Origin of the sequence: Variovorax brevis, assembly GCF_030317105.1 — a bacterium.
In the GTDB taxonomy this organism is placed as follows: Bacteria; Pseudomonadota; Gammaproteobacteria; order Burkholderiales; family Burkholderiaceae_C; genus Variovorax; species Variovorax brevis.
This window is the reverse complement of sequence record NZ_JASZYG010000005.1, coordinates 568,311-588,367: the sequence shown is the minus strand read 5'-3', so window position 1 is coordinate 588,367 and position 20,057 is coordinate 568,311. Positions and strand designations below refer to the sequence as shown.

Annotated in this window: 18 protein-coding genes; 7 read left to right on the top strand and 11 right to left on the bottom strand. The window is 65.3% G+C overall.

Features of this window, described 5'->3' with window-relative positions; translation table 11 throughout:
* The first annotated feature begins 15 nt into the window (after positions 1 to 15).
* Complete coding sequence (locus tag QTI66_RS19135; RefSeq protein WP_286561411.1) at positions 16 to 696, top strand: AroM family protein; 681 nt, start codon at positions 16 to 18, stop codon at positions 694 to 696.
* Here QTI66_RS19135 and QTI66_RS19130 read toward each other — a convergent pair whose 3' ends face one another.
* On the bottom strand, positions 697 to 1,467 hold the full coding sequence (locus QTI66_RS19130; protein WP_286561410.1) for an IclR family transcriptional regulator: 771 nt from the start codon (positions 1,465 to 1,467) through the stop codon (positions 697 to 699).
* Positions 1,468 to 1,689: 222 nt separating this feature from the next.
* Here QTI66_RS19130 and QTI66_RS19125 point away from each other — a divergent pair, with 222 nt between their 5' ends.
* Together QTI66_RS19125 and QTI66_RS19120 are read left to right on the top strand one after the other, a co-directional pair.
* Positions 1,690 to 3,327 (top strand): OPT/YSL family transporter, encoded by a 1,638-nt coding sequence (locus tag QTI66_RS19125; protein WP_286561409.1) that lies wholly within the window; start codon positions 1,690 to 1,692, stop codon positions 3,325 to 3,327.
* A 24-nt stretch (positions 3,328 to 3,351) separates the two neighbouring features.
* Entirely contained in the window at positions 3,352 to 4,449 is a 1,098-nt protein-coding gene (locus tag QTI66_RS19120; RefSeq protein WP_286561408.1) for an S-methyl thiohydantoin desulfurase domain-containing protein, read from the top strand.
* 5 nt (positions 4,450 to 4,454) lie between these two features.
* Here the strand turns inward: QTI66_RS19120 and QTI66_RS19115 are convergent, their stop codons facing one another.
* From QTI66_RS19115 to QTI66_RS19085, 7 genes are all read right to left on the bottom strand, one after another.
* Positions 4,455 to 5,834, bottom strand: coding sequence for a UDP-glucose dehydrogenase family protein (locus QTI66_RS19115; protein ID WP_286561407.1), 1,380 nt, complete (start codon positions 5,832 to 5,834; stop codon positions 4,455 to 4,457).
* A gap of 19 nt (positions 5,835 to 5,853) precedes the next feature.
* A complete protein-coding gene (locus QTI66_RS19110; protein ID WP_286561406.1) occupies positions 5,854 to 6,825 on the bottom strand; it encodes a UDP-glucuronic acid decarboxylase family protein in 972 nt (323 codons plus the stop codon).
* Positions 6,826 to 6,866: 41 nt separating this feature from the next.
* A complete protein-coding gene (locus QTI66_RS19105; RefSeq protein ID WP_286561405.1) occupies positions 6,867 to 7,742 on the bottom strand; it encodes a glycosyltransferase family 2 protein in 876 nt (291 codons plus the stop codon).
* Positions 7,739 to 8,329 (bottom strand): LbetaH domain-containing protein, encoded by a 591-nt coding sequence (locus tag QTI66_RS19100; RefSeq protein ID WP_286561404.1) that lies wholly within the window; start codon positions 8,327 to 8,329, stop codon positions 7,739 to 7,741. The genes QTI66_RS19105 and QTI66_RS19100 overlap by 4 nt, the downstream gene beginning before the upstream one ends.
* 136 nt (positions 8,330 to 8,465) lie before the next feature.
* On the bottom strand, positions 8,466 to 9,710 hold the full coding sequence (locus QTI66_RS19095) for an AI-2E family transporter (RefSeq protein ID WP_444815022.1): 1,245 nt from the start codon (positions 9,708 to 9,710) through the stop codon (positions 8,466 to 8,468).
* Positions 9,620 to 10,363: a LytR/AlgR family response regulator transcription factor gene (locus QTI66_RS19090; protein WP_286561402.1), complete on the bottom strand. Its 744-nt coding sequence runs from the start codon at positions 10,361 to 10,363 to the stop codon at positions 9,620 to 9,622. Before QTI66_RS19090 ends, QTI66_RS19095 begins: the two co-directional genes overlap by 91 nt.
* Positions 10,364 to 10,386: 23 nt before the next feature.
* Positions 10,387 to 11,481, bottom strand: coding sequence for a sensor histidine kinase (locus QTI66_RS19085; protein ID WP_286561401.1), 1,095 nt, complete (start codon positions 11,479 to 11,481; stop codon positions 10,387 to 10,389).
* An 11-nt stretch (positions 11,482 to 11,492) separates the two neighbouring features.
* On the opposite strand from QTI66_RS19085, the gene argH reads away from it, so the two are divergent.
* Positions 11,493 to 12,890: an argininosuccinate lyase gene (argH, locus tag QTI66_RS19080; RefSeq protein ID WP_286561400.1), complete on the top strand. Its 1,398-nt coding sequence runs from the start codon at positions 11,493 to 11,495 to the stop codon at positions 12,888 to 12,890.
* Positions 12,891 to 12,902: 12 nt separating this feature from the next.
* Here the strand turns inward: argH and QTI66_RS19075 are convergent, their stop codons facing one another.
* From QTI66_RS19075 to QTI66_RS19065, 3 genes are all read right to left on the bottom strand, one after another.
* On the bottom strand, positions 12,903 to 13,472 hold the full coding sequence (locus QTI66_RS19075) for a DUF3455 domain-containing protein (protein ID WP_286561399.1): 570 nt from the start codon (positions 13,470 to 13,472) through the stop codon (positions 12,903 to 12,905).
* Positions 13,473 to 13,657: 185 nt separating this feature from the next.
* A complete protein-coding gene (gene opgC / locus QTI66_RS19070; RefSeq protein ID WP_286561398.1) occupies positions 13,658 to 14,818 on the bottom strand; it encodes an OpgC domain-containing protein in 1,161 nt (386 codons plus the stop codon).
* Positions 14,819 to 14,847: 29 nt separating this feature from the next.
* Positions 14,848 to 16,089 (bottom strand): glycosyltransferase family 4 protein, encoded by a 1,242-nt coding sequence (locus tag QTI66_RS19065; RefSeq protein WP_286561397.1) that lies wholly within the window; start codon positions 16,087 to 16,089, stop codon positions 14,848 to 14,850.
* Positions 16,090 to 16,196: 107 nt separating this feature from the next.
* Between QTI66_RS19065 and QTI66_RS19060 the strand changes: the two genes are divergently transcribed.
* The 3 genes from QTI66_RS19060 (at position 16,197) to QTI66_RS19050 (ending at position 19,753) form a co-directional block, all read left to right on the top strand.
* Entirely contained in the window at positions 16,197 to 16,856 is a 660-nt protein-coding gene (locus QTI66_RS19060; RefSeq protein WP_286561396.1) for a response regulator, read from the top strand.
* Complete coding sequence (locus QTI66_RS19055; protein ID WP_286561395.1) at positions 16,853 to 18,172, top strand: sensor histidine kinase; 1,320 nt, start codon at positions 16,853 to 16,855, stop codon at positions 18,170 to 18,172. The genes QTI66_RS19060 and QTI66_RS19055 overlap by 4 nt, the downstream gene beginning before the upstream one ends.
* A 66-nt stretch (positions 18,173 to 18,238) precedes the next feature.
* Positions 18,239 to 19,753, top strand: coding sequence for a DegQ family serine endoprotease (locus QTI66_RS19050; protein WP_286561394.1), 1,515 nt, complete (start codon positions 18,239 to 18,241; stop codon positions 19,751 to 19,753).
* Positions 19,754 to 20,057: the final 304 nt, after the last annotated feature.

Sequence of the window (20,057 nt, the reverse complement as noted above, 5' to 3'; positions counted from 1 at the left end):
CCGACGCTCTTTCGCATGTCGCATCCACTGCTGGCATTCCTCACCATCGGACAATCGCCCCGCCCTGACATGACCGGGGCCATCGTGAAAGCCTTGCCTGCGCATGTGCGAACCATCGAATGCGGCGTGCTCGATGGACTTTCACCTGAAGCGGTCACGCGCGACTTTGCCGTCCGTGAAGGCGCCTTCCCCCTGATCTCCCGGCTTGCCAGCGGCCAATCGGTCGCGCTGGATGAGCACGCAGTGGAACGAGGCTTGCAGCGTTGCATCGACCAATTGGAAGCGCAAGGTGCGAACGTTGTCGTTGTCCTTTGCACGGGGCACTTTGCGACGTTGCGCACGAAGGGCGCATGGCTGATTGAACCCGACCGCGTCGTCCAGGCGACCATCAACAACCTGGCGCACGGCAAGCGCCTCGGAATGATCGCGCCGCTGCCGGAGCAGGTGAGGCAGATCCAGGACAAGTGGTCCGCGCCCGGCGATGAGTTGCCGTGCGCATCGGCATCGCCCTACGGCCCGCTGGACTCGCTGGTGGACACGGCCAGGACACTTCGCGATCAAGGCGCACAAGCCATCGTGCTCGACTGCATGGGCTATACGGAGCAGCACAAGCAAGCCGTCGTCAACGCGATGCCTGGCTTGCCGGTGTTCGTCTCCGCAAGCGTGCTGGCCTCGACCGTCGGCAATCTGTTCTGATCAGGCCGCAGCCTGGAAGGCCAACCAGTAAGGATCGCCCACGCGCTTGCCGACGTTGCTCGCGGCATCCCGCACCAGCGCACCAAGCCGCGCGACGAGCGCATCCGTCAACGATTCCACTGGAATGGCCAGGCCAAAGCCATAGCGCTGGCGGCTGGCCGGATCCAGCACCGCGGCGGCGATTCCCGCAACGTTGGTGACAGCCTCTCCGCGCGAGAGCGACCAGCCATGATCGCGCACCTGGGCGAGCCGCCCCAGCAGGTCCTTGCGCGTACGTGGCGCGTCTCCACGGCGCAGATCCAGTTTGCTGCCCACCAGTTGTGTGACCTCTTCGTCTGAAAGCCCGGCCAGCAACGCGCGCCCCGGTGCGCTTGCGTACGCCGGCGCGCGGGTGCCCGGCGGGGTATAGACCTGCAGCGTGCCGGAGCCGGCGCGCATCTGGATGACCATCGAATCGGCGCCATCGAGAACGTTGACGTAGCCCGTATAGCCGCTTTCATCCACCAGCGCGGCAAGCGCCTCCTCGACCAGTGAGGCGGTGCTGCGCGATGCGCGGTAGTGATAGGAGGCCTCCATGATGACGCCGCCCGGCCGGTAGGCGCGCGTAGCGGGATCGCGATCCAGAAAGCCGTAGCTGGCCATCATGCTCAGCGTTCGTGACGCGGAACTCTTGGGCAGATTCAATTCCGCGGACACGTCGGTGACCGTGATGTCGCGGCGCAATCGCGCGATCAGCTTCAGGACATCCATTGCGTTGGCAAGCGTGCTCATTTCCCTCTTCTGGTTGGCAAGGCTGCCGGGATCATAGACGGCGCACTCTCGCGACAAGGCTGCGAGATGGCCAGGCAATCCCCCTTGACAGTTTTTTGGCGGCAACTATCATTGGTTCCATAAAATCATACTAGGTTCCATATTTTGGAACCACAAGAAGTTGAGCAGTTTGGCAATTCCGATGGCTTGGCCATCGATCTGAAACAATCAGGAGATGCTCTGATGGCACATGAGACGACGGCAACCCCGCTGGGTTCGACCGCACACACCAGCGCGTTCGACGTGGAATCAACCCACCCGAAGGCCCTGGCGCCGGCCAACCTGATCCTGACGGTCGTGCTCAGCATCTTTGGCGCCATCGTGGGCATCCAGATTCTTGCGAGCCTGGGCATCACGCCAAGCACTTCGCTGGTGGGCGCGCTCGCAGCCATGGCGCTGGCGCGCATTCCGCTGGCGATGTTCCGGGGCTTCCGTTCCGTGCATGCGCAGAACCTGGCGCAAACCAGCATCTCCTCGGCCACCTTCGGCGCGGCCAACAGCCTCTTCCTGCCGATCGGCATTCCCTTCCTGTTCGGCCTGCCGGAAATGATCGTGCCAATGCTCATCGGCGTGAGCCTGGCGATGCTGCTGGACGCGTGGTTGCTCTATCGCATGTTCGACACGCCCGCCTTCCCTGCAAAGAATCCCTGGCCTCTGGGCATCGCTGCGGCCGAGGCGATCAAGGCTGGCGACAGTGGCGGCAAGCAGGCGTGGCTGCTGGTCGGCGGCTTGGCCGCGGGCGTTGCCGGCGCGGTATTTGCGCTGCCGATGTCGGCATTCGGCGTGGCGCTCATCGGCGGCCTCGGGGCCATGATCGCCTTCGGCGTCGGCCTTCTCGCACGCGGTTATTCGACCCTCTTGTTCGGCGTAGACATCGCCAAGCTCTACGTACCGCACGGCATGATGATTGGCGCCGGCATCGTGGCGCTGTTCCAGGTGGGCCGCGTCGTCATGCGGGGCCGCTCCGGCGGCACCGGCGCCGTTGCGGCCAACGACGCACGCGGCGCCTCCGTCCTGGGACGCTCGCTGCGCCTGGGCGGCGCAGGCTACCTCGCGATCATGGTGTTGCTGACGGCCACCACGGGTGCGTGGGTCGGCATGTCGATGCCCATGCTCATCTGCTTTGTCCTCTACGGCACCTTTGCGGCCTTCGTTCATGAACTGATCGTTGGCATCGCCGCCATGCACTCGGGTTGGTTCCCGGCGTTTGCGGTGGCGCTCATCACACTGTTGATCGGCATCCTGATCGGCTTTCCACCCGAAGCGCTCGTGGTGCTCGCGGGCTTCTCGGCCACCACCGGTCCGGCCTTCGCGGACATGGGCTATGACCTGAAGGCAGGCTTCATCCTGCGCGGCGAAGTGTCGGGCTCAGCGCTCGAAATCGATGGACGGCGCCAGCAGTTGATCGCCGGCATGATCGGCTTCGTCGTCGCCATCGTCGTGGTCGCGTGCACCTACAAGCTGTACTTCGGCAACAAGATGACAGCGCCCATCAACGCGGCCTACGTCGCGGCCATCAAGGCGGGCATCTCGGGCGAAACGGCGCGCAATCTCGCGCTGTGGGCCATACCCGGCGCCATCCTGCAAATCATCGGCGGCGCACGCCAGCAACTGGGCGTGCTCTTTGCCACCGGCCTGCTCATTGCCAGCCCGATGGCCGGCTGGATGGTGGCCATTGGCATCGCCTTTCGCATCGTGGCGCAAAAGACCCTGGGCGCAGGTTCGCGCAAGAAGCTCGAAGTGTTCGCAGGCGGCGTGATCGCCGGCGATGCGCTGTTCAGTTTCTTCTCGGGCGCGTTCAAGGCCATGCGTGCCAAGTAAACACACTCTCTGGAGCACTGAACCATGAAACGCAATTTGACGACCGACGACGTCCTGGCAGCCGTGTGGGGCGGCGCCATCCTTGGCGGCGGTGGGGGCGGCATGATCGAGGCGGGCGAGCGCACCGCGCGCCTGGCCTTGCAAGTGGGCACGCCGCAGCTGTGGAGCGCCGACGAATTCGACAATGACGCACTCACGGCGACCGTTGCCCTGGTCGGCGCACCCGGCGCACCCAACCCTCACGTGCGGCCGTCGCACGGTCTGCGCACCATCGAACTGCTGCGCCGGGAACTGCCCCGCGGTCGCGAACTGGTTGCCCTCAACACCAACGAGAACGGCGCCGACACCACCATCAACGGATGGTTCCAGGCGGCCATGACAGGCCTGCCGCTGATCGACCTCGCCTGCAACGGACGGGCACATCCAACCAGCGTGATGGGTGCAATGGGCCTGCACACCGAGCCCGGCTATCTTTCCATCCAGGCATACGCCGGAGGCGATGAAGCGCGCCATGTCGAAGGCACGACCTCCGGGCGCCTCGAGAGAACGTCCGGCATGGTGCGCCGCGCGTCCGTCGAGGCAGGCGGCATCGTCGCGGTGACGCGCAATCCGGTGTCGGTCGGCTACGCGCGCCGGCACGGTGCGCCCGGCGCCATCAGCCGCGCCATCGCATTGGGCCGCGCGTACCTCGACCGCGGGATGGACGCAGCCGTCGATTTGCTCGGTGGACGCGTCGTTGCTGAAGGCCGGGTGAGCGCCTACCGTTGCGAGCAGCAGGAAGGGCTGGATGTCGGCTTTGTCGAACTTGACGACGGCGCGCAGACGCGGCTGAGCCTCATCAACGAATACATGCTGCTGGACCAGAAGGGCAAGCGGTTCGCGCAGTTCCCGGACTTGATCATGACCTTCACCGCGGCTGGACAGCCGGTGGTGTCCGCACACGTTCGCACCGGGATGGAGCTGCGCGTGGTGGTGGTGCCGGCGGCACGCTTGCTCCTGTCACGCACGATGCACATGCCCAAGCTGTACGAACCGCTGGAGGCCATGCTGGGTGAGAGGTTCGCACCCGAACCACAGGAAGCGCTCGAAGCGCAGGAACAGGCGGCCGCCCTGGCCGCCTGACAGCCTCAAGCCCCGGCGCGAACGCTGCCGCGGCCCACGCCCACATACGTGACGCCCGCGTCGCGCATGGTGATGGGTTCGTACAGATTGCGCCCGTCAAAAATCACGGGCGACTTCATGAGCGCCTTCAGCTTGTCCAGGCTCGGGCTGCGGTAGGCCTTCCACTCCGTGACGATCACCAGCGCGTCGGCCTGTGACAGTGCATCCATGGGGTTGGCGGCAAAGCTGATCTGGTCGAGCAAGGCAGGCGCATCGGCAAAGTCAGCCGCCAGCACGCGCTTTGTCTCGTGCACCGCAACCGGATCGTGCGCCACGATGCACGCGCCGGCGCGCAACAATGCATTGATGACCACGCGGCTCGGCGCCTCGCGCATATCGTCCGTGTTGGGCTTGAAGGCGAGCCCCCACAGCGCAAACGTGCGTCCGGCCAGATCCTTGCCAAATCGCTCGAAGATCTTGTTGACCAAAATGAACTTCTGCTCGTCGTTCACCGCCTTGACCGATTCCAGCACGCGCAGCGTCTGGCCGTATTCCTGCGCCGTGTACGTCAGCGCCTCGACGTCCTTGGGAAAGCAGCTGCCGCCATAGCCCGTGCCGGCATACAGAAAGCTGTAGCCGATCCGCGGGTCGGAGCCCATGCCCTGGCGCACCAGTTCGATGTCGGCACCCACCTTGTCGGCCAGGTTCGCCAGTTCGTTCATGAAGCTGATGCGCGTGGCCAGCATCGCGTTGGCCGCGTACTTGGCAAACTCCGCCGAGCGCACGTCCATCACGCGGGTGCGTTCGTGGTTGCGGTTGAAAGGCGCATAGAGCTTGCGCATCGTCGCCAAAGCTTCGCGGCCGCTGTCGTCATCCGAGACGCCCAGCACGATGCGGTCCGGCCGCATGAAGTCCTCGACCGCAGCGCCTTCCTTCAGGAACTCGGGGTTGCTCACCACCGAGAAGGAAAGATCGCTTCGATCGCGCTTGGCCAGCTCCTCGCGAATGGCGGCCGTGACCTTGTCGGCCGTGCCGACCGGCACGGTGGACTTGTCGACCACGACCTTGTAGCCCTCCATGCTGCGGCCGATGTTGCGGGCCGCCGAGAGAACGTATTGCAGATCGGCGCTGCCATCCTCGTCAGAAGGCGTGCCCACGGCGATGAATTGCACGTCGCCGTGTGCCACGGCCGCTTCCACGTCGGTCGAGAAAATCAGGCGCCCTGCGGCGAGGTTGGATTGCACGATGTCCGCCAGTCCCGGTTCATAGATCGGGATGCCGCCCTCGTTCAGGGTGCCGATTTTCCTGGCGTCAAGGTCAAGGCAAAAAACGTGATTGCCAAGGTCGGCGAGGCAGGCGCCCGTCACGAGGCCCACATAGCCGGTGCCGATGATGGTGATGTTCATTTCTGGAAAGGAGGGCCGTTCAGTCCTGCTTGGTGCCGGAGAGAAGTTGATCGAAATAGGCGATGGTCTTGGTGAGGCCTTCGTTGAGTTGCGTCTTCGGCGTCCAGCCGCCCAGGTGTTCCTGCGCCAGCGAGATGTCGGGGCGCCGCTGCTTGGGATCGTCCGAGGGCAAAGGCATCTTCACGAGTTTGCTGCTCGAACCTGTCAATTCGATGACTTTTTCTGCCAGTTCGAGCATCGAGAACTCGCCGGGATTGCCGATGTTCACGGGGCCCGGAAAATCGTCGCCCGTATTCATGAGGCGCAGCATGGCTTCGAGCAGGTCGTCCACGTAGCAGAAGCTGCGGGTCTGGCTGCCATCGCCATAAATGGTGATGTCCTGTCCCTTCAGCGCCTGCACGATGAAGTTCGACACCACACGCCCGTCGTTGGTGTGCATGCGCGGGCCGTAAGTGTTGAAAATCCGAGCGACCTTGATGCGCAGCTTGTGCTGGCGGTAGTAGTCGAAGAACAGGGTTTCAGCACAGCGCTTGCCTTCGTCATAGCAGCTGCGCAAGCCGATCGGATTCACGCGGCCCCAATAGGCCTCGACCTGGGGATGAATCTCCGGATCGCCATAGACCTCGCTGGTCGAGGCTTGCAGGATCTTGGCGCGCACGCGCTTGGCTAGGCCCAGCATGTTGATGGCGCCATGCACGCTGGTCTTGGTGGTTTGAACCGGATCGTGCTGGTAGTGAACCGGCGAGGCCGGGCATGCCAGGTTGAAGATCTCGTCGACTTCGATGTACAGCGGAAAGGTCACGTCATGGCGCATCAGTTCGAACTGCGGATGACCCAGCAGATGCTCGACGTTGCGCTTGGTACCGGTAAAGAAGTTGTCGACGCACAAGACATCGTGTCCTTGCGCAATGAGCCGATCGCACAGGTGGCTGCCGAGAAAGCCGGCACCACCGGTCACGAGGATGCGTTTGGACGGGTTGTATTGGCGCATGAAAAAGTCGCTCCCAAAGTCACTGAAAATTGAAATGCGGGCTAGCGCGAACGCTGCTCGTAGATCTTGGCGTCCACCAGCATGCGAAACCACAGCGCCTGAAAGAAGGCGAAGTAGAAGCCCGGCTTTCCATCGAGGAAGCCAAGGCGCAGCACATAGCGGTAGACGAAATAGCTGAGTGCCCGCATCCCGATGGGGAGGCGGTAGTACAGCTGCTTGATGAAGCGCGTGCGTTCCCGCGCGTCGCCCATGAGTCGCGGCTGCAGCACGTTGTCGCCAACGAGCTGCGGCCCCATCTTTTCCTTGGCCTCGGCATCGCTCCAGCGGTTGTGGCGCGCGATCCAGTCGGTGAGGTCCAGCGAGTTCTTGTCGTGCATGAAGCCGGTGAGCTTGCCGCTCTCGCCGCTCGCCCCCACGGTAATGAAGTGCTGGTCGTACAACCGGGCTTCGCAGCGGCCCTTGCCCGAGCGGAACAGGCGCAAGTGCCACGGATTGACGCCGCTGAATCGCAGCATGTGGCCCATGAAGTAGTCGCGACGGCGCAGCATGTAGGCATCGTTGCCGTCACTGCCTGCAAGGATTGCGCCAATCTCTTGCACCGCCACGTCGTCCAGCACCTCGTCGGCATCCAGGTGCAGTTGCCACGCGTAGTCGGCCTCCACCTGCGAGATCGCCCAGTTGCGCTGGTCGCTGTAATTGGTAAAGGGGCGCTGCACCACGGTGCAGCCCAGTTCGCGCAGCGCTTCGGCCGTGCCGTCGGTGGAACCGGAATCGACCGCGTAGACATGCGGGCTCACCCGCAAGGCCGCAGTGACGGTCTCGCGAATGATCCCGACCGAATTGAAGGTCAGCAGCACGACCACGCACTGCGGGTTCGCCCCGCTTCGGGAGATGCTTTGGGAAGAGGTCGCGTTCATGATGACAAGGAGTGCCCGGTCGCCGCGCCATGGCGGCGGCGTTTGCGGATCGCCATGGCGGGATTGCCGGAATACACCGTCCAGGGCTCGAGTTCGCCGAAAACCACGGCCCGCGCACCGAGTACTGCCCCCTCGCCGACGCGCGCGCCGGGCCCGACGAAGGCCTCGGCCGCGATCCAGGCGCGCGCGCCAATGACGATGGGGCGCGCTTGGAGCTGGAATTCGGGGGAGTTGTAGTCGTGCGTGCCGGCGCAAAGATGGGCGCCCTGCGACACGAGGGCGTCTTCGCCCACCACGATCTGGCCCATGCTGTAGACATTGACGCCAGGCCCGACGAGGGCGCGGGCGTGCATTTCCAGATGGGGCGGATACCAGACGCGCGCACTGCCGCGCACGTCGCTGCCGGGCGCCATCCGGGCGCCGAAAAGGCGCAGCAGAAGGCGCCTCCAGCCGGCCAGTTGCCTTGGCGTCCACGAGGCGCCCAGTGCCCACACGACGATCCATGCCGCCCGTATGAGCCGATTGCTCAGGGAAAAGCTGGGGCCGCCTTCGGAAGGCGCCGATTCACGCGCGTCAAGAATGGTCACTAGCAAAGTAAGAAAAAGTGAATGAACGTATGCCGAAGCGTCTCGCACCGCAGCATATTTTGTCAACACAATTTCTTACATAGACCCTAAGCCCTGTGTTGCGAAAGCACCAATGCAGGAGTAATGCGCAACTGTCTCAACTTCCGAGCAACTCTCCGACGGGCTGCAAGTCTTCGACACGGTCGCACACTGCCTTGACGACCATCATCACGGGCACGCCGAGCAGCAAACCCCAGACGCCCCACAGCCAACCCCAGAATATGACCCCGACGAAAACAGCCACCGGATTCATCTGGCTGGTCCGGCTGGTGAGCCAGGGCGTGAGCAGGTTGCCGACCAATGTGTGGATGACCAGGGACACGCCGCCCACCAGCAGCGCCATGTCCACCGCGTTGAACTGCATGAAGGCCACCATGGCCGACAAGCCCATGACGATCACCGAGCCGACATAGGGAATCAGGTTGGTGACGGCCGCCACGATGCCCCACACGGCGGCGTTGTCCACACCAAGGGCCCAGAAGGCCAGGCCAGTCGCCACGCCCACCACCGCGCTCGTGAGGATCTGCACCAGAAGGTAGCGCTCGATCTGCCGTGTGATGTCGTCCAGCACCTGCACCGTGATCTTCTTTTTCTGCAGGCTCGGCCCCGTCATCCGCACCAGTTTTCGCCGAAAGGTGTCACCGGAACACAAGGCGAAATAGGTGAGAAAGGAAACCAGCGTGAACTGCCCGACCGCTGTGAGCAGCCCGATGGTGCCGCTGACCAGGTAGTCGCGCACGTTGAAAGCCGGCCGCTCGATGACCACGCGCGCCACGCCCTTTTTCGAGGCGATCCTGGCGGAGTTTTCGTTGGCGGCCTGTTCCAGTTGCGCCGCCGCCTGCTGGACCGTGTCGAGCGTGCTGGCGTGGGCATCTTTCGAACGCACGGCCACGCGGAATTTCTGCGCCGCCAGCGGCAGCGTGTCGATGAAGCGGGAAGCGCTGTCAGACAGTGAATAACCCGTCCAGCCCATGCCACCGATGATGCCCAACAACACAATGGCCGCTCCCAGCCAGCGCGGCAGCCTCCAGCGTTGGAGACGATCGACCAGCGGCGCCAGTGCGTAGGTCAGCAGCAGGCTCACCATCAGCGGGATGAAAACCGCGGCGGCCCAGTGCAGCACGAAGACACCCGCCAGCACGGCCAGGAAGCCCAGCGACAGGCTGCGCACGTCCACCTGCACGGGCAGCATCGTGCGTTCGTGATCGCGCCCATTTTTCCGGCCTGGCGGCGCGTCGCCCGGCTCGCTCATCAAGCCTCCTTCAGCGCTTCGCGCACGGCGGCAAGCTGGCGGCGTGAAACGGCTACGGGTTCGGCGATGCCGTGCAGCCGCAGCGCCCAGCCGTCGGAGTCTTCGCCGTCGTCGTACTTCTCCAGCGCGCGAATGGCCTCACGCGCGACCAGCGCATTGCGGTGCACGCGCACGAAGCGATTCGGGTAGCGCTCCTCGAACTCGCTCAGCGAGCCGTCGAGGATGTGGCTGCGCACCGCCGTTCGCACCGTCAGGTACTTGAACTCCGACTTCAGGTAAAGCACCTCGGACAGCGGCACGCGTTCGGCGCGGCCCCGGTCCTGGATGAGGAGCGTCTCCTGGGGTGACTCGGTCAGTTCGGCACGGCGGTCCTTGAGGTAGCGCTCCGCCTTTTGCAGCGCCTGCTTGAGCCGCTCGGCGCGCACGGGCTTGGTGAGGTAGTCCACGGCCTCGAGTTCGAAAGCCGTCACGGCGTGGGTCGCATGCGCGGTCACGAAGACGATGGCTGGCGCATTGGCACGCAAGCGCAGCACGCGCGCCAGCTCGATGCCGTCCAGGCCCGGCATGTGGATGTCCAGCAGCACCAGATCGAACGCGCCTGAAAGAATGTGGCGCAGCCCCTCCTCGCCGTCGGCCGCCTCGGCCAGGACGGTGGTCGCGGGCGCGGTGCATTCACCCAGCAGGGTGCGCAGGCGGGAACGTGCGAGGGCTTCGTCGTCGACGATCAAAGTCCGCAGGCTCATGGTCGTTCTTTCCTCTTCAATCTTCAGGGTGGTGCCGGAATATCGATGCGTACGCGGTAGTTGTCCTGGTCCACGCCCGCGCGGAACTGCGCCTGCACATCGTGCAGCAAGCGCAGCCTGTCGCGGACGTTGGCCAATGCAATGCCATGTCCCCGGGGCAAGGGATCGTCGGCCCACAGGAGCGGCGGCAGGCTGTTGACGACCTCGATGATGACGCGACTGCCGCGCCGCTCGGTGCGGATGCGCAGCCTGGCGCCCTTGGGACTGGGCTCCACGCCGTGTTTGACGGCGTTTTCAACCAGCGGCTGGAGCAGCAAAGGGGGCAGGCGCGCATTGCTGGCCGCGGCATCGAGATCCCACCGGATGCGAAGCCGCTCGCCAAAGCGCACCTGCTCGATGGCGAGATAGCGCTCCGCCAGCCCGATTTCATCGGCAAGCGTCACCGACTCGCCGGGATCGGCCAGCGCCTGCCGGAACAACTCGCTCAGGTCTTCCAGCATGGTCTCGGCCTTGGCCGGCTCTTCGCGCACCAGGGCGATGGCACTGTTGAGCGTGTTGAACAGGAAATGGGGCCGGATGCGGGATTGCAGCTCCTCCAGCCTCGCTGTGGTCGCGGCCGGCGTCGCGCCGCGTGCGCGCAGCACCAGCCAACCCATGGCCACCACCGAAAACAGCAGGCCGGACAGCGCACTGGCAAACCAGGGCGCCGTGCCGAGCGCGCCCGTCAAGCGCAGCAGGCCGCAGCCGTAGAGGCCGGCCAGCACGCCCATCAGCCCGCCCACGACGTGCTGCCCCGCCGATGGCAGCCGTCCCAGCAGCTTGCGGGCCGCGCAGACGGCCACCAGCCACAAGAGCGTGGCCGGCAAGGCGCCGCCCGTCATGGTGGCGACAAGGCCGAGCCATTCCAGGGGTGCGTCCGCCGAAAAGAGCGCAACCACGGCGAGAACCGCCTCCACGAAGAGCACGGCGCGCAGGACCACGCCCACTTGGCAGACGTCGAACACCGAAGAACGCAGCGGCGGGTCCACCTTCGCTTTCTTCTCCTGAGAAGCAGAACTGCGGGTGGCCGATAAAATCGACAGATTGCGCATCAAAGAAACATTGGGTGACAAGCCCATTATTGCCTCCCATGTCTGAAAACCAACTCGACAAGAAGTCCGAAGCCTGGTCTGCCCTGTTCTCCGAGCCCATGAGCGAGCTCGTGCAGCGCTACACCGCCAGCGTGTTTTTCGACAAACGCCTGTGGCAGGCCGACATCGAAGGCTCCCTCGCCCACGCCGAAATGCTCGCCGCCCGCAAGATCATCGGTGCGCAGGATCTGGCCGCCATCCAGGGCGGAATGAAGCAGATCCGCGAAGAGATCGAAGCCGGCACCTTCCAGTGGAAGCTCGAACTCGAAGACGTGCACCTCAACATCGAGGCGCGCCTGACCCAGATCGCCGGTGACGCGGGCAAGCGCCTGCACACGGGCCGCAGCCGCAATGACCAGGTCGCCACCGACGTGCGCCTGTGGCTGCGCGGCGAAATCGACCTGATCGGCGGCCTGCTGGTGGACCTGCAGAAGGCGCTGCTGAGCATCGCCGAGAAGAACGTCGAAGTCATCCTGCCGGGTTTCACGCACCTGCAGGTGGCCCAGCCGGTGAGCTTCGGCCATCACATGCTCGCCTACGTGGAAATGTTCAGCCGCGACGCCGAGCGCATGCTGGACGTGCGCAAGCGCGTCAACCGCCTGCCGCTGGGCGCAGCCGCCCTGGCCGGCACCAGCTACCCGCTCGACCGTGAAATGGTCGCCAAGACGCTGGGCATGGACGGCGTCTGCCAGAACAGCCTGGACGCCGTGAGCGATCGCGACTTCGCCATCGAATTCACCGCGGCCGCGTCGCTGGCCATGATCCACATCAGCCGCTTCAGTGAGGAACTGGTGCTGTGGATGAGCCAGAGCTTCGGCTTCATCGACATTGCGGATCGCTTCTGCACCGGCTCATCGATCATGCCGCAGAAGAAGAATCCCGACGTGCCCGAACTGGCGCGCGGCAAGACCGGTCGCGTCGTCGGCCACCTGATGGGCCTCATCACCCTCATGAAGGGCCAGCCGCTGGCCTACAACAAGGACAACCAGGAAGACAAGGAGCCGCTGTTCGACACCGTCGACACGCTCAAGGACACGCTGCGCATCTTTGCCGAAATGGTGGGCGGCATCACCGTCAAGGCCGAGGCCATGGAAAAGGCCGCGCTGCGCGGCTACGCCACGGCCACCGACCTGGCGGACTACCTCGTGAAGAAGGGCCTGCCCTTCCGCGATGCGCACGAAACCGTGGCGCATGCGGTGAAGGCTGCGATTTCGCACCAGGTCGACCTGTCCGAGTTGCCGCTGGCGGTGCTCAAGCAGTTCAACGCGAGCATCGAGAAAGATGTGTTCGACGTGCTGAGCCTGCGCGGTTCATTGAACGCGCGCAACGTGCTCGGCGGCACCGCGCCGGCGCAGGTGCGCGCGCAGATCGCGCGCCACCGCGCCAGGCTCGGCTGAGCCGGGGGACGGCTACATCGCCCGGTAGAAGATGTAGTCCGCCTGGTACTTCACGACCTGCTTCTCGCCCGTGTTCGTACCCGTGCAAGGCATGGCAGGCGCGACGCCGCCCTGCGTGCCCACCCGCTGGATGTAGCTCACGCCCTGCATCTTGCCGGTGCCCATCGCCGGGTTGGCCTTGACCAGCTGGTAGGGGATGTTGCCGCTGCCGTTGGGCGCCACGGCCACCTGGGTGGCGGTGACCTTCGAGCCGTCCATGCTCTCCCACGTGGCGGGTGGACCGTAGTACTTGCCCACCTGCGCGCCCATGCGATCCATCAGCCTGGCGTCGGGGCCAACGAAGGTCCATTCGAACTGGCCTGGCATGTTGGCCTTGACGCGGCATTCGTAGGTGATGTCGCCGGCGCCAACGGTTTCCATCGCCACCACATGCCCGGCAGGCACTTTCACGGGATCGGGAAGCATGGCCTGCGAATACATCGACATCGCGGGCTTGGCGTTCATGTCCGCACAGCCGGCAAGGCTGGCGAGACTTGCGAAACCTGCAATGGCCAGCACGGCCGGGAGGGTACGGAGTTGCATGATCGAATCCTTCTCATGGTTTGGACGAACGGCGAAGCGCCTGTCGCGTGCACGGCTGTTGTGTGCGTTGTGGCCGCTGCTTGCATGCCTTGTACGCACCGTGCGTGAGATTGGATTCAATGTGGCCTGAACGAGCATGCACCGCGTGTGGCGCATGCGGCCGCCTCAGGCCGCCTCAGGCCGCTTCAGGCGGTGCCAGGCGCCGTCGTCACTTCTTCGGCGGGCGGCGTGGCATCGGCCTTCTGGCTGACGCGCGCCACGCCGTACATGCCGCCCAGCACGACGACCAGCAGCAGGGCATCGCTCCACCACGGACGCGCCAGCTGGCTGTCGCCAAAGAAGGCCAGCACCAGCAGCACCGCGACCAGGTGTGCGCAAAAAACAGGCAATGAGGCCGAGCCCATCGTTTCCAGCCAGCGCTGGCGCGGAATCCAGCGGGCGACCGTCGGGCCGAACCGGATGGTCAGGATGCCCAGCACCACGAGATTGACCACGCGCAGCGGGCCCAGTAGCCACTTGTCGAATAGCAGGTTGCGCTCCACGTCGCCACCGAAGGGCGCCTGGCCGTTGATGCCCGTGTGCCGCCAGAAGAAGCCATAGATCGCCAGCGCGCCGGCCAGCGCCAGCAACCATGCAGGAAAGTGAAAGGGCTTCGCGCCGGGCGCGTTGCGGCTCGCGCCCATCCACAAGCCGGCAAACCAGAGGAACTGCCAGGCAAAGGTGTTGAACGAACCCGTCTCGCCATAGGGCACGGGCAGGTGCAGCCAGTGCACGGCCTGCGCGTGGACCCATTCGGCGAAGCCGTATTGCGCCAGCACCCAGAAGGCACAGCTCACCGCCATCACGCCCCACCAGCCATGCCGCATGCCAAAGGCCAGCACCCAGGGGCTCAGCAGCATGAAGAAGATGTACATCGGCAGGATGTCCAGCAGCGCCGGTTCATAGACCAGCAGCAGGCCGAACACAAAGCCTTCCAGCGGCTGCGCGAGGTAGAAGGAGACAAGGTTCTTGACCGACGGCTGGTCGATCTTCAGGCTCACCGCCGTGATGACGGTGAACAGGAAGAACAGGATCGCCGCCTGGATCAGGTAGACCTTGAACGCGCGCTTCCAGAAGGCGCGCTCCATCGCGACGATGCCGTCCCGATAAGCGAGACGGCTGTAAACCAGCCCCGCCATGCAGGCCGACAGCAGCACGAAGCCCTCGGCCGCCGAAACGAAGCCGAAGGGCTGGCCCATCGGGTCGGTAAGGCGCGTGGGCAAGTGCGTGAGCGTCATGAGTACGAGCATCAGCCCGCGCAGCGCGTCGATTTCCCAGGAGCGTCGGGACGCCCGAATGTCGGTCATTGAGTCATTCGGCCCCCGAGGGGGCCATGTCAGTCCAGTTCGCGGATGGCATCGACGACGATGTCGCCGTAGTGCTTCCAGGTGTAGGTCGCGGCGTGCCGGACAGCGGCGGCCTTCATGGCGGGAAGGTCGCGACGGTGGCTGTTGAACCACGAGATCTTTTCCGCGATTTTCTCAGGAGAACGGATCGGCACCAAAAAGCCGGTTTGTCCCTCGATCACCAAGTCTTCCCCGCCGGTGTTGGCAGTGATGATGATGGGCAGGCCCTGGCTCATGGCTTCCTGCGTGACGAGCGCACGCCCCTCGACGATGGACGGCAGGCAGAACACGTCGCAACTGCGCATGAGTTCCAGCACCTGCGCGTGCGGCCGGCCCTTCTCGTGGGTGAAGTCGGCATATTCCGAACGATAGAACTCCGCCGGCGCCTGCATTGAGCCGAGCACGATCAGCTCGACGTTCTCGCCCTTGAGCAGCTTCATCGCGTTGAAGAGGTCCGCCAGGCCCTTGCGCTGCCCCATCGAGCCGCAAAAGAGCACACGCAGGGGCCGAGATGCATCAGGCGCCGCAAACGACGCTGCCGAGGCCGAAGCCGGCGAGCCGAAGGGTGCAAGAACGCGGCGCGGCCCGGTGGCTGCAACCGGCAGCGAATCGAGCACAAAGCCACTGGGCGCGACCACCATGTCGGCCAGTTGCAGCTCTTCCGTCTTGCGTGCGAGCTTGTCCTGCGAGTCGCTGACGCCGCCGCCGAGCGTGACGGCCCATTGCGGCAGGCGCTCCGCCTCTTCCTGCATCAGCTTGCGGCCCATCGCCCAATAGGCGATCGGCAGGTCGTAGATGCACTTCAATCCGAGTGACCTGGCTGCCCTGAAAGTGTGCAGGGCCGAATCTTCGTAGGCATAGACGGCCTTGAGCCCGTGGTCGCGGGCCAGCGCAGGCAGTGCGTCCGCCACGAAGCGGTCGAAATCCTGGAACACGGCATCGGGTGACGCAAAGCCGGCTTCGTGCCGCGTCATGCCCTGCCATCCGGCCTTGGAAGCGACCATGCGCAGCAGTTCGCGCGAGGGATGACTCAGCAGCTTGGCGGGCGCGATGTCGAAGGCGCGGCGCATCCATTCGCGCCGCAGGCCTCCGGGCATCAGCCGCGCCGCGGCGCCTTCCGGAAAAGCCGCCACGGTGGTCGCAAAGCGCGCGAGCATTCCAGCGCCCTCCGTGGCCGAGAGCACGGCGCGGACATTCTGGTTTCCGGCGGGGTGAGTCAACAATAGTTGCATGAGGGTCCTTCGAGCCGCGGCGATCATAAATGGAGCCTTTTGGTTTCAGGCTGGCTTAAGCCGACGCAGCACAATCAAGACTCCCACTATTGCCACTTCGTTAACACATGCGCCTCCTGCTCGTTGAAGACGACCACATGATCGGCGAGGCCGTGCTGGACCTGCTGCGCTCGGAGCACTACGCCGTCGACTGGGTTCGCGACGGTGCCATGGCCGACACCGCCCTGCGCTCGCACCGCTACGACCTCGTGCTACTGGACCTGGGCCTGCCCAAGCGCGACGGCATCGAAGTGCTGCGCGCCCTGCGGGGCCGTCGCGACCGCGTGCCGGTGCTGGTGGCCACGGCACGCGACGCGGTGGCCGACCGCGTGGCCGGGCTCGACGCCGGCGCGGACGACTACGTCGTCAAGCCCTACGACATGGACGAGTTGCTGGCCCGCATCCGCGCCCTGATCCGGCGCGGCGCGGGCATGGGCGAGCCAGTGTTCTCGCACATGGGCGTCACGCTCAACCCGGCGACGCACGAAGCCACGCTCAACGGCCAGCCGGTGCAGCTCTCGGCCAAGGAATGGGCGGTGCTGGAACCCCTCATCGCCCGGCCGGGCATCGTCCTGTCGCGCACGCAGCTGGAAGAAAAGCTCTACGGCTGGAAAGACGACATCAGCAGCAACGCGGTGGAGGTCTACATCCACGGCCTGCGCAAGAAGCTGGGCAGCGGCTTTATCCAGACCGTGCGCGGCCTGGGCTACCTGGTGCCCAGGGAATGACGGACGACGCGGGTTTTTCGCTGCGCCGCCGCCTGCTGGGCTTTGTGCTGGCGTCGATCCTGCTGGCCGCCACGGCGCTGGGCGTCACCGCCTATCGCGGCGCGTTGCGCGATGCCGATGCGATGTTCGACATGCATTTGCAGCAGATGGCGCATTCGCTGCACGGCAACGTGCCCATGCGCAGGGACGATGAGGCTTTTGGCCGCGAGGGCTATGACGTGTTCGTGCAGATCTGGGGACCCGACGGCACGCAGGTCTTCCGATCCGCCCGTCCCGCGCTGCCGCCGCAAGCGGTGCTCGGCTTTTCCGACGCGGTGGTGGGTGGCACGCGCTATCGCGTGTATTCGCTGCAAACCCCGGTGCAGACCGTTCAGATCGCGCAGGACATGGATGCTCGACAGGAGCGCGCCCGCGCCCTCGCCTTTCGGGCGACGCTGCCCATGGCGCTGATGGCGCCGCTGCTGATGCTGCTGGTGGGCTGGATCATCACCCACTCGCTCAAGCCGGTGGAGCGCATGCGCCGCGAGGTCGCTAGCCGTGCGGACGACAACCTGTCGCCCCTGTCCGAGGCGGGGCTGCCGCAGGAAGTGCGTCCGCTGGTGCAGGAGCTGAACCTGCTGTTCAGCCGCGTCGGCTCGGCCTTCGAGGCGCAGAAGAATTTCGTTGCCGATGCGGCGCATGAACTGCGCTCGCCCCTCACCGCGCTCAAGTTGCAAGCCCAGGCGCTTCGCCGGGCCAGCGATGAGGCGGGCCGCGACGCCGCCATCACACGACTGCAGGCGGGCATCGAGCGATCGATCCATCTGGTTGGTCAGCTGCTGGTGCTGGCGCGCCAGGAGTCGGGCGAGGAGAGCGCGACGCAATCCGCCAGCGTGGATCTCGAGCAACTCGTGGCGCAGACGGTGACGGCCGCCTTGCCGCAAGCCCATGCACGCCACATCGACCTGGGCGTGGCCGCCACCGAGCCCGCCACGGTGCAGGGCGATGCGGCGGCGCTTCGCATCCTCGTGGGCAATCTGGTCGACAACGCCGTCAAGTACGCGCCCGTCGAGGGTCAGGTCGACGTGTCGCTGCATGTGAAAGATGGCGCCGCGGTGATCACCGTCGAAGACAACGGCCCCGGCATTCCCGAGGCCGAGCGCGAGCGCGCGTTTGACCGCTTCTATCGCACGGCCGATGCCAAGGCGGATGGCAGCGGGCTCGGACTTGCCATCGTGCGCGCCATTGCCGAACGCCAGGGTGCGACCGTGCAGCTCGGAACCTCGGAGCGCCTGGGCGGCTTGCGTGCGACGGTGCATTTCCAACGGAAGGATTAAGCCCCGTCTAAGCAGGCGTCCGCATCATTCAGGTCATCCAATCCCTCTCTCAAGGACCTGACCACCATGCGACTCCAGTCAATGACCCCTTCCCGCCTGATCCTTGCGCTTGTCGCATCAGGCGTCATCGGCGGTGCCAGCGTATCGGCGATCAACCTCACGAAAGCCACCGCCGCTCCGCTGCCTGCCGTGACGGCAACCACCACGACGGGCGTTCCGGTCGCGCTGCCGGACTTCTCGGCGATCACGCAGCGCATGGGCCCTGCGGTGGTCAACATCAGCGTGGTCGGCTCCGCCAAGGCCTCGGACGACGAGGCGTCCAACGATGACGGCAACCCCTTCCAGGGCGACCCCTTCGCCGAGTTCTTCCGGCACTTCCAGGGCCCGGGCATGCAAGGCATTCCCGGCATGCAGCAACGCGGTCGCCGTGCGCCTGCGCCTGCGCCCCAGCAGGTTGTTCGCGGCCAGGGCTCTGGCTTCATCGTGAGCGCCGACGGCATCATTTTGACGAATGCGCACGTCGTGAAGGGTGCGACGGAAGTCACCGTGAAGCTGACGGACCGCCGCGAACTCAAGGCCAAGGTGCTGGGCGCCGACCCCAAGACGGACATCGCCGTGCTGAAGGTCGATGCGAAGAACCTGCCGGTCGTGACGCTCGGCAGCACGGCCGATCTGAAGGTGGGCGAATGGGTGCTGGCCATCGGCTCGCCCTTCGGCTTTGAAAACACGGTGACGGCGGGCGTGGTGAGCGCCAAGGGCCGCTCGCTGCCGGACGACAGCGCGGTGCCCTTCATCCAGACGGACGTGGCGGTGAACCCCGGCAACTCCGGCGGTCCGCTGTTCAATGCGCGCGGCGAGGTGGTGGGCATCAACTCGCAGATCTACAGCCGCACGGGCGGCTACCAGGGCGTGTCCTTTGCGATTCCGGTCGACCTGGCCAACAAGATCAAGGACAAGATCGTGGCGACCGGCAAGGTCGAGCACGGCAAGCTGGGCGTGGCGGTGCAGGAGGTGAACCAGACGCTGGCCGACTCCTTCAAGTTGGACTCGCCCGCGGGCGCGCTGGTGGCCAACGTCGAGAAGGGCGGCCCCGGCGACAAGGCGGGCCTGGAAGTCGGCGACGTGGTCCTGAAGGTGGACGGCACGCCGGTGGTCTCTTCGGGCGACCTGCCCGCCGCCATCAGCCTTTCGTCGCCTGGCGACAAGGTCAAGCTGGAGGTCTGGCGCAAGGGCGGCACGAAGGAAATCACGGCGCAACTGGGCAACGCCAGCGACAAGGCGGCCAAGGTGGCGAGCGCGGACGACAGCACGGGCCAAGGCAAGCTCGGCCTGGCCCTGCGACCCCTGCAGCCGCAGGAACGCCGCGAAGCGGGTGTCGACAGCGGCTTGGTGGTCGAGGACGCACGCGGCGCGGCGGCGATGGCTGGCATCCAGCCGGGCGACGTGCTGATTGCGGTCAACGGCACTGCGGTCAAGAGTGTCGATCAGGTGCGCGACGTGGTGTCGAAGTCGACCAAGTCGGTGGCGCTGCTGGTGCAGCGTGGCGACGACAAGATCTTCGTGCCGGTGCGGATCGGCTGATCGAAGAGTTCTCCAGGTCCCCCGCTGTTGCGGGGTTTGAAAGCATCAACCCGGCGTTGGAGGGGTTGGTGCTTTTTTGTTTGTGGTCGCGGTGTGTGCTTGCGGTGTGTGCTTGCCATGTGTGCTCTTCGGGGGGCCGCCCGGCATGCGATGGCCGCTGGGCGCCTTCACTGTGGCGGTCCCTGCGGGACTTCCCTGCGCTGCTCGCCTTTCGCGGGGTCTGGCTCGAACTCGCTCCGCTGCGCTCCACTCAGACAATCGCCAGCCCTGATCCGCGAAAGGCTGCGCTGCTCGGCGCCACAGA